Raw genomic sequence first — 13,618 nt, 5'->3', positions numbered from 1 at the left:
GGCAGTGCCTCAACGACCGAATAAACACTACAGTATCACTGCATCATAACTACAACAAGACTAACTCGCCTCTAGTTGATTGCTCAGGTTTATTGTGTATGATGAGTACATGTGCACATAGGTAATCGGCTTGAACCATTAGGTATCAAAAGGGAGTTAATCAGGATGAACACCACAGACTTTGGGAAGATAGAGTGCGTAGCTGTTTACACTTGTCGCGGGAAAGATAGGATTCTGAGTGAGGGCGGTAGCCAAGCCTGGCGAATTGACATGTCAAAGGCTTCAAAGCACAAGTTTCTAGTTTGTATACAAAACAGAAATCAAACGTGGGGACAGCCAACGGCCGAACATAAAACAGCGTTCCTGATCGGAAAGATCAGCTCAATAGAGAAATCTACAGAGGAGGATGCTGAGGGGCGGGCCATCATTAAGATCTCAGAATTCGCGGAACTGAATGTTCCTGATTCATGGGATGGGAATAGAAACCCTGTTGCTTATACAACGCTCTCTGAATACGGAATTCATTCAGAAGATGACTTTATCAATTTGAATTGGAGCCGATTAGGAACGAATTTCCATTTGAACTTTGATGGCTTAGAGCTCCCAAAGACCAAAATGCCGGGTGATGACTACGAAGCAGTAATGGAAGATGAACAGTGGTCATCTGTAAACATGCCTCTATCAATTGAAGAAGCAAAACAAGGTTTGGCATTGAAGTTTGGTGTTCGGGTCGATCAAATCGACATCACCATCAGAGGTTAAAAGGAATCCGACACAACCTAAGGCACTCAGGTACTGAGTCATGAGGTTACAGTCTGAGGTTAAAATCAGCTCTAGCCCTGCGGCGGAGCATATCCCAATAAGCCCCATTAGGGGCTTTTTTTATGTCCAAAGGAAACCAATAGATGAAGACTATCGAAGCCCTCCGCCGCGAGCGTGGCGAAATCGCCGCCCAGGTCAAAGCCTTGGCAGAACTCGAAGCCAGCGGTACTGCCCTCACCGACGAGCAACTGCAGCAGTTTGCTGACCTGGAGAGCGAAGCAAACAAGATCAGCGCAGCCATCGCCCGCCAGGAGAGCGCCGAGCGCCTGATGGCGCAGCAGGCCGTGCCGGTCAATGCTCACGGCTCCCAGGCGCCTCCGGCCGTCCATGTGAAGCAGGAAGCCAAACAGTACCCTGGCGCCGGTTTTGCCCGTATGGCGATGGCTGTCGCTGCCGGCAAGGGCGACCTGAAGATGGCTGAGCAGTTCGCCGCTAAGGAGATCGGCGATAAGCAGGTGGCCATGGCCATCAGCACCGCTGCCGGGTCAGGCGGCGCCCTGATCCCCGAGAACTTGCACTCCGAAGTGATCGAGCTGCTGCGCCCGCAAACGGTAGTTCGCAAGCTGGGCGCCCGAGTATTGCCGCTGCCAAACGGCAATCTTTCAATGGCACGTATGACTGGCGGCGCCCAGTCTAGCTACGTTGGTGAAGGTAAGGATGCTCGTGCTACTGGCAGCCAGTTCGGTGATGTGAAACTGTCCGCCAAAACCATGATCACAATGGTACCAATCAGCAACCAGCTGATCGGGTGTGCTGGATTCAACGTTGAGCAGCTGGTGTTGGACGATTGCATCTCTGCTATGTCCGTACGCGAGGATAAGGCCTTCTTGCGCGATGATGGCACCAACGATACTCCAACTGGCTTCAAGCCTTTTGCAACTGCTGCAGGCCGGGTTAAGGAGTGGTCAGGAGCTGTCGGTTTGACCACTATCGATGAATACCTTGATGGCCTGATCCTGATGTTGATGGCTTCTGACAGCAAAATGGTCATGCCGGGTTGGGCGCTTAGTCCGCGCACCTGGATGAAGCTATTCGGCCTGCGGGATGGCAATGGCAACAAGGTCTATCCGGAGATGTCGCAAGGCCTGCTCAAGGGTTATCCCATTGCGCATACCAACACCATTCCGTCCAACCTCGGGGCTGGCACCAACGAGTCAGAGATTTATTTCGCCGATTGGCGCGATGTGGTGATCGGTGAGCAGGACAACATGACCATGGATTTCTCCACTGAAGCGACTTACGTGGATACAAACGGAGATCTGGTCAGCGCCTTTGCACGCAACCAGTCGCTGATCCGCCTGGTCGGCAACCACGACGTGGGCTTCCGTCATCCGGAAGGTCTGGCGCTGGGTACCAAGGTTACTTGGTAAGGCCGCAGCAGGGCGCCGCACTGGCGCCCTCTCTCATCACCTTGTAACAAGGAGCCGACATGGCCAAGCCATCAAAAGGCGATCGCGCAGCGCAAACACCTGTTACTGACGCCGATCACGATCAGCAGAGCGGCGAACTGCCGCAGGAGCCGACCAGCAATGCAACTGACACCCCCCAACCCGATGCCGACGCAGGCTCTGGGCCAGCAGACGGCTCAGGTACAGGTGAAGGCAGTGATTCAGACCCTGCCCAACCCGCAGCAGCTCAAGCGCAAGGCGATGCAACCGGCGATGCAGCCGGAGTTGGCACCGCGACGCTGACCGGTGATCAGTCCGCTGGCGCCCCTGAAGTCGATCACGAGCAGCAGAGCGGAGATGAGCCAGCGCCTGACCATGATGAGCGGGTGCTGGTGCGCTTCACCGGCCCGTGGAAGAACTACAGCCGCGGCGATATCACCCGCCTGTCACCTGCAGAAGCAGAACTGGTGTTCAAGAAAGCGCTGGCGGAAGCTGTGGCAGAACCAGACCTGGAGTAAACATGTTGCTGATAACCGTGGCGGAGGCCAAGGCACAATGTCGTATTGAGCCAGATGAAGTTGACGAAGATGCGTTGTTGACTGGCCTGATTGAAGCGGCGATCAGCCACATCCAGTCTGATATCAACAAGCCGCTGGTGGCTGAGGGGGAAGAGGGACAGACCCTCACCCCGGCGCTGAAGTTGGCGGCATTGCTGCTGATTGGGCACTGGTATACCAATCGCGAGGCGGTGGTGACAGGGACCATCGCCACCACCCTGCCGTTGGCGTACGAGTCATTGATCCATCCCTATCGTGAAATCGTGGTTGGCTAGGGGGAAGCATGGTTAAAAGTGGCGAACTGAACACCCGGCTAATGCGCTTTGGTGCAGCGACCGGATCGCCCCCCGTATGGCCACCACTGGGGAAAATATGGGCAAAGGTTATCGACCCCAAGGCCGCAGGTCGTGAGGCGCAAGCCAGCATTTACGCGACTGGATCGACCATGATCACGGTACGTTACCGCCATGACCTGCTGCCAGGTCAGCTGCTTAAGGGGAGAGCCTGTTGGTATCTGATTGAAGATATCGCCCGCGAACCCGGGGCACAGCAGATCTCGGCTCGCAAACTCTCAGGAGAACCGGCCACCTATACCCCGAAACATGGGGAGGCCTATCCGGTAACCGTCTGTATGGCGGCAGAAAACCTGATGGTGGGGGCGCGTAGCGAACCGCGCCGCCAGATAGACCTGATATTGCCTGAGCTGGTCTGGCCGTTTGCACGCCAAGGTGACCAGATCACCCTGCGCGGACGCAGCTACCGCATCGATGGGGTGGTCGAGGGCAGCGACAACGGCACCACGCTGCGAGTGATGGTGGTCTGATGCCCGGTGGACTGAGCCGTAAGCGCAGGGCCAAGGCGATCAACGTCACTGGCCTGAGCGAGAGTAAAGAGGCCTTTGAGGCGCTCCCTGCCAAGATCCGCAAGCAGTTGGTGGCGGTGGTCAATGAAGTCGCCCGCGATACTCGCAATGACATGGTGAGCCGGATCGCGGCCGACGGTTTCAATACTGCCTCGGTCAGGGCCCGGATCAAGTTCGACAAGGCCACGGTGACCCATGACGTGGCCACCCTCAGCCTGGACTTAAAAAAGGTGCCGTTCAGTCGCGTCAAATTCTCCTCAATTCGAACAGATGGAACCGGAACCCGAGCCAGCGTCTGGGTGCTGCGTGGCGGCAAGCGGGTGCAGGTCTACGGTTTCATAAACCCCTACGGCAAGAAGCGCCGACCAATGATCCGATTCAGCAAAGCTGGCAAACAACGGTTGGTCATGGCTGGTGGGGTAGGGCTGCGCGGCTGGTGGAATGACATTATCACCGAGCAGTATCTGGCTGAAGTGCAAGCCAAGCTCACCAACACCTTTAACAGGAAGATGACATGACCGAAGCCACCGTCATCATCGATCAGCTACTGGCCAAACTGGGGGCTGTGAGCTCCTTGGCTGGTGATGGGCAAGTGTGTGACAGCGATCCGCAAATTGACCAGTACACCATATTACCACTGGCGCACTTTCGGGAGTTGAGCGAAGGCAAACCTGAACGGAGGGGGCGTGAATGGAAACGTACCCGTAATATTCAGGTGGACCTCTACCAACCCGTAAACGCAGGCCGTGCCGGGCGTGACCAACTGTTATCGGAGGTACTGGCGGTATTGGTGCCATCGACCGCAGGGGTTCCGCTTGTTGGCACGTCACTGATCTCCATATCGGTTGGCAACATCATTCTCGAGCCAGAGGAGATTGGCAGCGACACCCTATTGACCTCGATCCAACTCACTTTCACCTATACCGCCAGCCTCTAGGTTGGCAACAATCCTGGATACCATAGGAGCATCCAAGCATGTCATTTACCGACAAAGGCCTGCTGTTGGCTGGTGATGTCTACATCGCCGAAATCAACAACGGCGTGAAAGGGCCCCTGATTGGCCCCATCAACGTCAACGAGATCACCGTCACCCCGCCGACCACCGAGGAAAAGTCGCGCATCTCCAAGAAGCGCAGCACCTTCGGCCAGGCGCTGGACTCGGTTCAACTTCCGAAGGACCCGGCTAAGCTCTCCCTGAAATGGGATTCCATGACCAAACAACTGCTGGCCGATGCCATCGCAGGCAAACAGGTGGCCTTCACCCAGTCAGAGGCTCCTGTGTCGGATGAGCTGGTCACGCTCAGCAAAGAGGGGTGGGTTGAGCTGGCGAACGCCTACATCAAACCTGGCTCGATCACCGTCAAGTTGAGTGCTGGGGGCACGGCGCTGGTACTGGATACCGATTACAAGGTCAACGGCAACATGGTGATGGCTATCAGCGACCAGGCTGCCGCAGCCTGCAAGGTCGGTTACACCAAAGCAGCGGTGACCGGCACCACCTACACCGGCACCACAGAAACACTGAAGCCTCGTTACTTCATCATCGACGGTGAGAACTTGGCCAACCCTGGGCAGCGCGTGCGCGTCACCATCGACCAGGCCATGCTGGCTGCCCAAGGCGCTCTGGCGCTGATGAGTGGCGAGTTTATGGAAGGGGAACTGGAAGGATCTCTCGTGACGCAGCCCGGTAAAACCGAGCCTTATCGCATGGAAATCCTCAACTGATCGAATGGCATCGATGGATGCCATTCTGTTGTTCAACCCGAGATGTGGTTACTTCGTTTTGCCACACTTTGGCTGTTGAGCTTTTTGTAGGATTTTTGAGGTATGCCATTGCCCCATTTTGGCGAGAGACTTGACCTTCTTCTTGTATTTAGTCGCGGTCAGAGGGTCTTTGTCTTTGTGCCTTGCCTGGTTGCAATATTTACAAGCCGCCACAATGTTGCTCGCGGAATTAGGTCCACCATCACATTTGGCTAACAGGTGTTCCCCAGTGCATTGGAAGTGGTCCACCTGCTGTTTGTTGATCTGATATTGGTCAGAAAACTGTGCAGGGTTTGCCTCCCACATAGGCATGCCACAGTAGTAGCAACGATGTGCTTGGTTGACCGCTGCGCGGTGACGCTGTTTATGAATTGAACTTGCCATATAGGGCTCCAAAAAGTTTTTTGAAGCCCGGGCGGTGTTACAGACAGATCTGTGTCGGGCTTCAATGTTGAAGTTGAAGTCCCGTCACACCTTATCGGGTAGATCGGGCACTGGCAGGAGATTTCCTGACAGCACTACACCAGCGGCACAACCGACTGGCACCCCACTCGCTGGAATGTGGTAGGCCAAATATCGTACAAAAATATTTGTGATGCAATTGAATACAGAGTGCTGTCGTCACAAAAAGTAACTGTTAACCCGCTTCGGCGGGTTTTTTCATTTCTGAGGGGGCCCCATGGCCAGCAATGATACCGATATCCAGTTGCGGATCCGCGCCGCTGTTGAAGGGCTGGCCGAGATCAGCAAACTCATTGCAGAGGTCGATACCCTTGGCGGTGAGACCGAATCCAGCAGCGAGCAGGTAAGTGGCCTTGGCGATGAGCTGCAGCGACTTGGTGAACAGGGGGCCACCCTTACCCAGTTTGCCAACCTCAAGCGCAGTACCGCTGATTTGGGTGATGGGCTGGAACAAGCCCGTACCCGCGCCACTGGCATGGGTAAGGCGTTGGCTGATGCCAAGCAAGAGCTGACCTCATCCAATACGGCTTATAGCGCCAGCCGGCAGGAGACCGAGCGGCTGGCCACAGCCCATGCAGAGGCCAAGGCAAAAGTTGATCTGCTGCGCCAAGCCAACAGCGAAGCCACCACCGTCACCAAGGAGCAGCGCCAGTCGCTCAAGGATGCGCGGGAGCAGGTGCGTCTGCTTGGCGAGCAGTACAAAGAGAGTTCAGGCCAAACCAATGAGCTCAAGCGTGGGCTGGAATCCAGCGAGAAAGCCCTTCGCCAGCAGACTCGGGAGTTCAATTCGGCCCGCCGGGAAGTTCAATCCCTGGATATTCAGTATCAGCGCCAGAACGTCACTCTCAACGGGCTGCGCCGTTCGCTGACCGATGCGGGCGTCGATACTCGCAAGCTGGCCAGTGAGCAGAAACGGGTGGAGACCGCCAGCCAGCAGGCAGCCAATCAGATCACCTATCTGAAAAACCAGCTGACCGGACAGGCCGGCGCCCTGCGAACCAATGCCAGCGGCTTGACCGAATACAGCCAGAAGGCCAAGCAGGCAGAGCAGAATACCGAAAGTCTGCATAGCGCTGTCGAAGATGGTGAGCAGGGGTGGGCGGCATTGGCCACCAAGATCGGTGGTGTTGCCGCTGCATATTTGACCTTTGACCAGTTGGTGGCAAGAACCACAGGCATGGTCAGAACAGCGGACGAGATTGAACGCCTTGGTGTATCACTCAAGAGTGTAGAGGGCAGTGCCGCAGGCGGTGAGAAAGCGCTGGCCTGGCTGCGTGAGTTCAACGAAAAGACGCCCTTTCAACTCAACGAGATCACTACCGCCTTTATCAAGGCGAAAAACTATGGCCTAGACCCTTACAACGGGGTACTGCAGGCCGCCGCCGACTATACCGCCAAAACGGCGGGAACCTACCAGGATCTTGAAGGTGTCATCGTCGCGCTTGGGCAAGCCTATGTGAAGGGGAAGCTGCAAGCCGAAGAGATGAATCAGCTCAACGAGCGATCTGTTGCAGCGGCCCAGTTGTTGGCAAATGCGATGGGCAAGACAACGGACGAGATCATCGCGATGGCCTCGGCTGGGAAGCTTGGCAGGAATGAAATCTACCTGCTGATCAAAGCAATGGGAGACGATGCTGCCGGGGCATCAGAGGAAATGGCACAGACCTTCAGCGGGATCTGGTCAAATTTTCAGGAGCAGCTGAATAAAATCGAGCTCGCAATTGCTGATGCGGGCATCTTCGCTTTCATCAAGTCAGAACTTGCTGATGTCACCGCACAGATCCGAGCTGCTGCTGATGATGGAAGTTTGGCTGACTGGGCCAGAAGTGTTTCTGACGGGATGAAAACGGGAGCAGTGGCCATTCGCGGCCTCACTGAAACCATCATTGACCTCAGTGCCGGGGTGGGGATCCTCGTTAAAGCTTGGGGCACCATGAAGGTGATCCAGTGGAGTGCTCAGCTACTCGGTATGGGGCAGGCCATGAAGACCGGCGTGGTCATGCCGACAGTAGAAGCTGGCAAAGAGATGGATGTTACCAGCAAGAAAGCAGTCAAGCTCAATGGTGTACTCAGCGCCTTGACCATGGGCAACGGAGCCTTGATGGCGGGGCTGTCAGTGCTGGTTTATGAAGGTGGTCGGGGTCTAGTCAAGCTGGCAGAGGATGCCGGTGTTTGGGCTGCAAAGATGGGGGAGGCGGGAGAGATTGAGCAGCGGGTTGCTGAACAGTCCAGAGCCTTCTTTAACCAACTGCAGCGCCAAGGGATGACCACCATGGCGCAGTTTGACGAGTTCAAAAACGTTCAGGTCCTCACTGCCCAGGAGGTTGCCAACCTCTCGGCAACAGAACGAGCCGCCTATGAGCAACGGCTGCAGGGACACCGTGAATACCTGACTGGTCAACTGCAGGTGCAGAAGGCTCTCGAGGCATCAGGCCTCAAGGCCGAGGCGATGCAGTATCAGGCCGATGCCGCACTGGCGAGCATGCGCCAAGGGTTTATTGACCTTGCTGCCGGGGCTGATATGGCTGGGCAAGCTATTGATGCCAGAACCCGCCCTGCAGTGGTGAAACTGGTTGCTGATTTCGACATGCTCAAGGCAAAAGGCAAGGAGACTGCATCCGGCATCAACGAGATGTTCAAAGGTCTGCAAATGGGGGACACAACCTCTTTGCAGAATATCACCTTGGCTCTCGACTCTTTGCGTGAGCAGGGCAAGGTCACACAGACCGAGATCGACGCAGGACTTCGCAAGAGCCTGCAGGATATGAGTCTGCAGGATCTCGAGGTGCTGAAAGTTCAGTCTATGGCTGCTTTCGAAACCATGAAAGGTAGTGTGATCAGCACAGCTCAGGTAACCGAGTCAGTCCTTGCTGAAAAGCTGCGTCGTCTCGGGCTGGACTATCAAGAGCTGCAAACCGGGATTGATGCGGTAGGACGGGCCACTATTGACACCTTCCGCGCTATCGCCACCGATGCATCCGCCACCTCGGTAGAAATCGCCGCGTCGATGAAAGCCGCGGTCAACAAGGCAGATACCGCGCAAGAGTTGGAAGAGTTGCGGAAAATCTGGGCGCAGTTGGGTCAAGCCGGGAAGCTGTCATCTCAGGAGCAAGCTCGCGGACTTGGTTTCCTCGATGAGAAGATCAGGGATACCCGCCGTAAAGCGGCCGAGATTGGGGACGGTTTTAATACCGCCGCCGACAAGTCCAAAGCGGCCGCTGACACCATGAAGGAAAGTCTGAAGGGTGTGCAGCAGGAGGCACAAAAGACCAAGAGTGACGTTGAAGATACCATGGCGAGTGTCAACGCCATGAACTCTTCATCTGGCCGTGGGGAGGTAACCCGCACCGTCAATGCCGGCTCCTTCTTCTACAAGACAGTAGATATCAACCAGCTACGCGGCAATGCAGATGCTCTGGCAAATACCTTGGCCGGTGTCGAAGAAGAGCTCGCCCGCTACAGCCAGAAGGTCAAAGACATTCCGGCCTATAGCGAGTGGTCAAAATACTACGGCGAGAAGTTCCAGAAGGAGATGGAGGCCATGCGGGCACAGCTCCAGAATGAGCTGAACAAGGCGCAGCAGAAGGAATTGGATAAAGACAAGTCGTCACAGCAGACCAATGATGCCCTCCCTCAAGTCCAGAAACAAAATGAGCAACGCCGCCCCGCGAGCGACAAGATAGTCACCATCCATCTTAAAACCCCCAGCGACAATGTAGAGCTCCAGTCTGATGAAGAGAATCTGGATGCGCTGCTGCGCGTGCTGAAACAACAAGGATTAAGAAGCTGATGATCAAATTGGCTGGCATTGAGTTGCCTGATGACTTGGATTGGGGAGACGAGTTCGAGTGGGAGCCTATCGGGCAAGTGATAACGCCAACATTGTCTGGCGCGATCATTGTAGAAGAGGCCGTTCAATCGGAAGGGCGGCCGATCACATTGCGATCTGATGGCGAGGCTTGGGTGATGCGCTCGACTGTTGTTGCACTTCACGCTTTAGCATCAGCGCCATCGGCAAAGATGCCACTCGAGTTAAATGGGCGCTACTTCACTGTGCTGTGGCGGCGTGAGAGTGGTGGTGGGTTCGAGGCCAAGCAGTTGTATCGGATTGCCGATCCTGATGAGTACACCCCCTATGAGATAACCCTTCGCCTTATCGAGGTAACCCCATGACCATTCTATCTGGCGATATCTTGCTGTTGGCCAGCCAGCGCCTGGTTGATACCGATGACGGCGGTGGTCGCATCACTGGCCGCGAGATCATCAGCGGCAACCATAACAGTCTGTTCCCTGACGTAAGCGATATGGATCGGGCCTATGGCACCGTGAATATGCGCAAGGCGTTTCTGGCGGTGCAGACGGACGACACCGACACCTACTATGGCGCCAATGCCATGGTGCTGCTGCCGCCCAGTGACCCCAGCGTTAACCTGACGCTGATGACCACCAAAGACCACAACGACACCCGCGACAACGCCCGCAACACTCTGGAGCGCTATCAGGCCAGAGGCCCGAAATGGCAGGGGGTGCTCTACGATACCCAGCTGGAAGGGCAGCGGGCGATCCGCATCCTGCAACGGATTGAGGTGCGGTTGCCGGAGGTCGGGGAGGTGCTGGTGCTGGTCGGCAACGAAGGGAAGGGGAACGAGGTTGAGCAGTATGTACGGGTTGACCGGGTAACCGCCGAGCTGCGCAAGTTCGGGGTGTCTGGCTACCAGGGCGAGTTCACCCGCAACGTGGTCACTTGCGTGATCACTGACCCGCTGCGCTACACCTTTGAAGGGGAGCAGCCCAGCCCCTATGACCAGGCAACCACCAAGACCACCCTGCGGGAAACCGTGGTGGCCGATGCCGCCAACTACTTTTCGACCACCAAGATGGTGGCTGATGCGGCGCTGGGTGCAATGCGGGTGCAGGCCAAGACCATTTTCACCCAGCTGGTACCCAGTGCCCGCAGTGAAACCCCTGTGGTGGATCTGACCGCTGCCGGTGAGCTGGGCGCCCTGCTGGAATCCGGGGTGGGCAGTCCCCACACCTTCACCACCACCTCACCGGTCAGCCCGAGTCAGGGGCTGTTCCTGGGGATTGGTGCCATGCCGGGCAGCGTATCGGTCACCATCGGCGCGGCAGTGATCACCGACAAGGGCGGCGAGCTGTTCCTGGTCGGTACCGTGGTGGGGGCTATCGACTACGGGCGCGGCCTGCTGACCTTCAACAGCCAGTGCCCGAACTATGGCGCGGCCAGCAAAACCGTGAGCTTTCGCCCGGCAGTGATGCCATCGCGCATCGCTGACACGGCCCAGATCCAGATCGCCGCCAACAACCGGGGCTATGCCTACACCGCGACCCTGCTGCCAACACCTTGCCCCGGTTCGCTGACCGTCAGCTATCTGGCCCAGGGCAAATGGTACGATCTGAAAGACAACGGGCGCGGGGAGCTGTTTGGCCAGGACAAATCCTATGGCTCTGGCCTGCTCAACTTCACCACCGGCTCTGTGGTGCTGACCCTGGGGGCGCTGCCGGATGTGAACAGCGCGATCATGTTCAGCTGGGGTACCAAGGTCTCTTACCTCAACCGCGCCAGCATGGTGCTGGATCCGGTGCAGCTGGCCCATAAGTTGGCCCATGAGGGGATTACCCCCAACAGCCTGACCCTGACCTGGCAAGCCGGTGGCGCGACCAAAACCGCCATCGACAACGGGGCTGGCCAGCTGACCGGCGATGCCACCGGCACCATCAATTATGTGACCGGCGATCTGGCCCTGCGGGTGGCGACCCTGCCGGATGGCGGTCAGGAGTACCAGGTTGTTTACCAGTACGGCGACCCGGACACCCAACGCTTTGACTACCCGGCCCGCAACCCGGACGGGACGATCACCCTGCAGCTGGCCAAGCAGAACCTGACCCCGCGAATGGTCTCATTGCGCTGGAATGCCCTTTATGAGGAGGTGAAGGACGACACCGAACTGGTGATCGCCCAGCGTGACCCGATCATCAGTGTCCGTGACAACGGCGCGGGCAAGCTGCTGGATGCAGCAGGGGTGGAACGGGGCAGCGTCAACTACACCACCGGTAAGATCACCATCAAACCGGATGGCCAGGGCGGCATTCCGAAAACCCGCTATGAGTGGCGCACCATCGGCACCTATGGCGATGGCCACGGCAACACCATTGCCCGCCAGCGCTGGACACTGGTTGAAATCTACTATGTGCAGGCCGCCTACCTGTTCCCGGTGGACGACAGTGGTTGGGTCGAGGTGGAGTACCGCAGCAACAACGCCAGCAGCGCGGGCCAAGACACCGTGAAGGCCACCCCGCTGGTGCTGGATATCACCCCGCGCAACGGCGAGGCGATCCTGGCCAACTCAGTGCGCTTTGCCCTGGGCGGGTCGGTCTATGTGGACAGGCAGGGGATCCTCTATCGCAACATCGACCCATCCACTGGGGCCGGTGAGCAGGCCGGTACACTGGATTACGCCACCGGCAAGGCGACCGTGACGGTCTGGAACCCTGGCGCGGTGCCAGTGGCTGCCCTGAGTTCGCTGGTCACCAGCCTGGTGGCCCAGACGGTGGACGAGGTGACATTCAGGACACCAGGGGCGCCCATTGCGCCATCCAGCCTCTACCTGAGTGGCAACACCGCAGACGGGCGCCGGTTTGAGGTGACCGCCAACGGCGATGGCACCATCACCAGCCAGGATGTAAGCGGCAAGGTGGACTATCAGACCGGGGTGGTATCGGTGCGCTTTGGCCGCCTGGTGACGGCAGCGGGCAACGAGAGTAAACCCTGGTTTGATCCCGATATGGTGGTCGATGGCAAGATCTGGCGCCCCTTGTCGGTGGTGGCTGACACCATCCGGTTTAATGCGGTGGTCTATAGCTATCTGCCGCTCGATGCGGATCTGATCAAGCTGGATCCGGTGCGCCTGCCATCCGATGGCCGGGTGCCCTTCATTCGCAAGGGTTACATCGTGGTGGTGCATTCCACCAAGCGCAGTGCCTTCCCTATGGGAGTACAGGCCGGGCAACAGCTCAACACCGGGCGCGAACGGCTGGCCTATTGCCGGGTGGAGGATAAGAACGGCAAGGAGCTGGCGCCGCAGCTCTACAGCGTCAACATGAATAGCGGGGTAGTGACCTTGGCCAGCCCGCTGAGCCTGACCGGCTATGTGGAGCCGCTGGCCGTGGTTCATCGGATTGAGGATATGAGCCTGGCCACCGATGTGGAGATCTCTGGCCGCATCACCCTGGCTCGGCCCCTCAGCCACAACTATGAGGCGGCGGATACCCTGGTATCCAGCGCCCTGATCATCGGTGACCTATGGGCCCGCTATGGGGCGCTGTTCGACCAGCGCACCTGGACAAATAACTGGTCTGATTTTCTGATTGGCGACCCCTGCACGGCGGAATACAACGACACGGATTTCCCGATCGTGGTGACCAACCGGGCGACCCTGCAAGAGCGCTGGGCCATCATCTTCCAGACCACCACCACGTTTATTTTGGTCGGCGAGCATGTGGGCCAAATTGCGGTGGGGGACGTGAATACCGATTTTGCCCCCATCAACCCCAACAACGGCCAGCCCTATTTCAGGCTTGACCGGCGTGGCTGGGGGGCCGGTTGGGCTGCGGGCAACGTGCTGCGCTTCAACACCTACGCCGCCAATTACCCGATCTGGTTTATCCGCACCATCTTGCAGTCGGTGGCAGTGGTGGATACCGATCGTTTCGAGGCCCAGCTCAGGGGCAACGTCAACCGTTAA

At 57.4% G+C, this 13,618-nt stretch carries 12 protein-coding genes; 11 read left to right on the top strand and 1 reads right to left on the bottom strand.

Annotation, left to right across the window (positions count from 1 at the left end):
• Positions 1-165: 165 nt before the first annotated feature.
• The 8 genes from PG898_RS05845 to PG898_RS05810 all read left to right on the top strand — a co-directional run bounded on the left by PG898_RS05845 (position 166) and on the right by PG898_RS05810 (position 5,354).
• On the top strand, positions 166-762 hold the full coding sequence (locus PG898_RS05845) for a hypothetical protein (RefSeq protein WP_181222456.1): 597 nt from the start codon (positions 166-168) through the stop codon (positions 760-762).
• A 143-nt stretch (positions 763-905) separates the two neighbouring features.
• Positions 906-2,192: a phage major capsid protein gene (locus PG898_RS05840; protein ID WP_181222455.1), complete on the top strand. Its 1,287-nt coding sequence runs from the start codon at positions 906-908 to the stop codon at positions 2,190-2,192.
• A 59-nt stretch (positions 2,193-2,251) separates the two neighbouring features.
• A complete protein-coding gene (locus tag PG898_RS05835) occupies positions 2,252-2,728 on the top strand; it encodes a hypothetical protein (protein WP_181222454.1) in 477 nt (158 codons plus the stop codon).
• 2 nt (positions 2,729-2,730) lie between these two features.
• Positions 2,731-3,042, top strand: a complete 312-nt coding sequence (locus tag PG898_RS05830) for a head-tail connector protein (protein WP_139462611.1) — start codon at positions 2,731-2,733, stop codon at positions 3,040-3,042.
• Positions 3,043-3,212: 170 nt separating this feature from the next.
• On the top strand, positions 3,213-3,590 hold the full coding sequence (locus tag PG898_RS05825) for a hypothetical protein (RefSeq protein ID WP_420481011.1): 378 nt from the start codon (positions 3,213-3,215) through the stop codon (positions 3,588-3,590).
• A complete protein-coding gene (locus PG898_RS05820) occupies positions 3,590-4,147 on the top strand; it encodes a hypothetical protein (RefSeq protein WP_270824010.1) in 558 nt (185 codons plus the stop codon). The genes PG898_RS05825 and PG898_RS05820 overlap by 1 nt, the downstream gene beginning before the upstream one ends.
• The gene (locus PG898_RS05815) at positions 4,144-4,566 is read left to right on the top strand and encodes a hypothetical protein (RefSeq protein WP_270824011.1); all 423 of its coding nucleotides are present in this window, start codon (positions 4,144-4,146) and stop codon (positions 4,564-4,566) included. The genes PG898_RS05820 and PG898_RS05815 overlap by 4 nt, the downstream gene beginning before the upstream one ends.
• A gap of 38 nt (positions 4,567-4,604) precedes the next feature.
• Positions 4,605-5,354: a hypothetical protein gene (locus tag PG898_RS05810; protein ID WP_181222450.1), complete on the top strand. Its 750-nt coding sequence runs from the start codon at positions 4,605-4,607 to the stop codon at positions 5,352-5,354.
• Positions 5,355-5,402: 48 nt separating this feature from the next.
• Here PG898_RS05810 and PG898_RS05805 read toward each other — a convergent pair whose 3' ends face one another.
• Entirely contained in the window at positions 5,403-5,777 is a 375-nt protein-coding gene (locus PG898_RS05805) for an HNH endonuclease (RefSeq protein WP_270824012.1), read from the bottom strand.
• Between the two features lie 295 nt (positions 5,778-6,072).
• Here PG898_RS05805 and PG898_RS05800 point away from each other — a divergent pair, with 295 nt between their 5' ends.
• From PG898_RS05800 to PG898_RS05790, 3 genes are read left to right on the top strand one after another with little or no spacing between them, the layout of a single operon-like run.
• The gene (locus tag PG898_RS05800) at positions 6,073-9,645 is read left to right on the top strand and encodes a tape measure protein (protein ID WP_181222448.1); all 3,573 of its coding nucleotides are present in this window, start codon (positions 6,073-6,075) and stop codon (positions 9,643-9,645) included.
• Entirely contained in the window at positions 9,645-10,028 is a 384-nt protein-coding gene (locus PG898_RS05795; RefSeq protein WP_181222447.1) for a hypothetical protein, read from the top strand. The genes PG898_RS05800 and PG898_RS05795 overlap by 1 nt, the downstream gene beginning before the upstream one ends.
• Positions 10,025-13,618, top strand: coding sequence for a curculin (mannose-binding) lectin protein (locus tag PG898_RS05790; RefSeq protein ID WP_270824013.1), 3,594 nt, complete (start codon positions 10,025-10,027; stop codon positions 13,616-13,618). The genes PG898_RS05795 and PG898_RS05790 overlap by 4 nt, the downstream gene beginning before the upstream one ends.

Origin of the sequence: Aeromonas sp. QDB31 (assembly GCF_027707605.1) — a bacterium.
Lineage (GTDB): Bacteria > Pseudomonadota > Gammaproteobacteria > Enterobacterales > Aeromonadaceae > Aeromonas > Aeromonas media.
The sequence above is the reverse complement of the archived record's forward strand: the minus strand, read 5'-3'. Positions and strand labels throughout refer to the sequence as shown.

Excerpts from the sequence above, each read along its gene's own strand:
- PG898_RS05805 (WP_270824012.1), bottom strand. The coding sequence starts at position 5,777 with ATGGCAAGTTCAATTCATAAACAGCGTCACCGCGCAGCGGTCAACCAA.
- PG898_RS05790 (WP_270824013.1), top strand. The coding sequence starts at position 10,025 with ATGACCATTCTATCTGGCGATATCTTGCTGTTGGCCAGCCAGCGCCTG.
- PG898_RS05810 (WP_181222450.1), top strand. The coding sequence starts at position 4,605 with ATGTCATTTACCGACAAAGGCCTGCTGTTGGCTGGTGATGTCTACATC.
- PG898_RS05820 (WP_270824010.1), top strand. The coding sequence starts at position 3,590 with ATGCCCGGTGGACTGAGCCGTAAGCGCAGGGCCAAGGCGATCAACGTC.
- PG898_RS05830 (WP_139462611.1), top strand. The coding sequence starts at position 2,731 with ATGTTGCTGATAACCGTGGCGGAGGCCAAGGCACAATGTCGTATTGAG.
- PG898_RS05800 (WP_181222448.1), top strand. The coding sequence starts at position 6,073 with ATGGCCAGCAATGATACCGATATCCAGTTGCGGATCCGCGCCGCTGTT.
- PG898_RS05825 (WP_420481011.1), top strand. The coding sequence starts at position 3,213 with ATGATCACGGTACGTTACCGCCATGACCTGCTGCCAGGTCAGCTGCTT.
- PG898_RS05815 (WP_270824011.1), top strand. The coding sequence starts at position 4,144 with ATGACCGAAGCCACCGTCATCATCGATCAGCTACTGGCCAAACTGGGG.
- PG898_RS05840 (WP_181222455.1), top strand. The coding sequence starts at position 906 with ATGAAGACTATCGAAGCCCTCCGCCGCGAGCGTGGCGAAATCGCCGCC.
- PG898_RS05835 (WP_181222454.1), top strand. The coding sequence starts at position 2,252 with ATGGCCAAGCCATCAAAAGGCGATCGCGCAGCGCAAACACCTGTTACT.
- PG898_RS05795 (WP_181222447.1), top strand. The coding sequence starts at position 9,645 with ATGATCAAATTGGCTGGCATTGAGTTGCCTGATGACTTGGATTGGGGA.
- PG898_RS05845 (WP_181222456.1), top strand. The coding sequence starts at position 166 with ATGAACACCACAGACTTTGGGAAGATAGAGTGCGTAGCTGTTTACACT.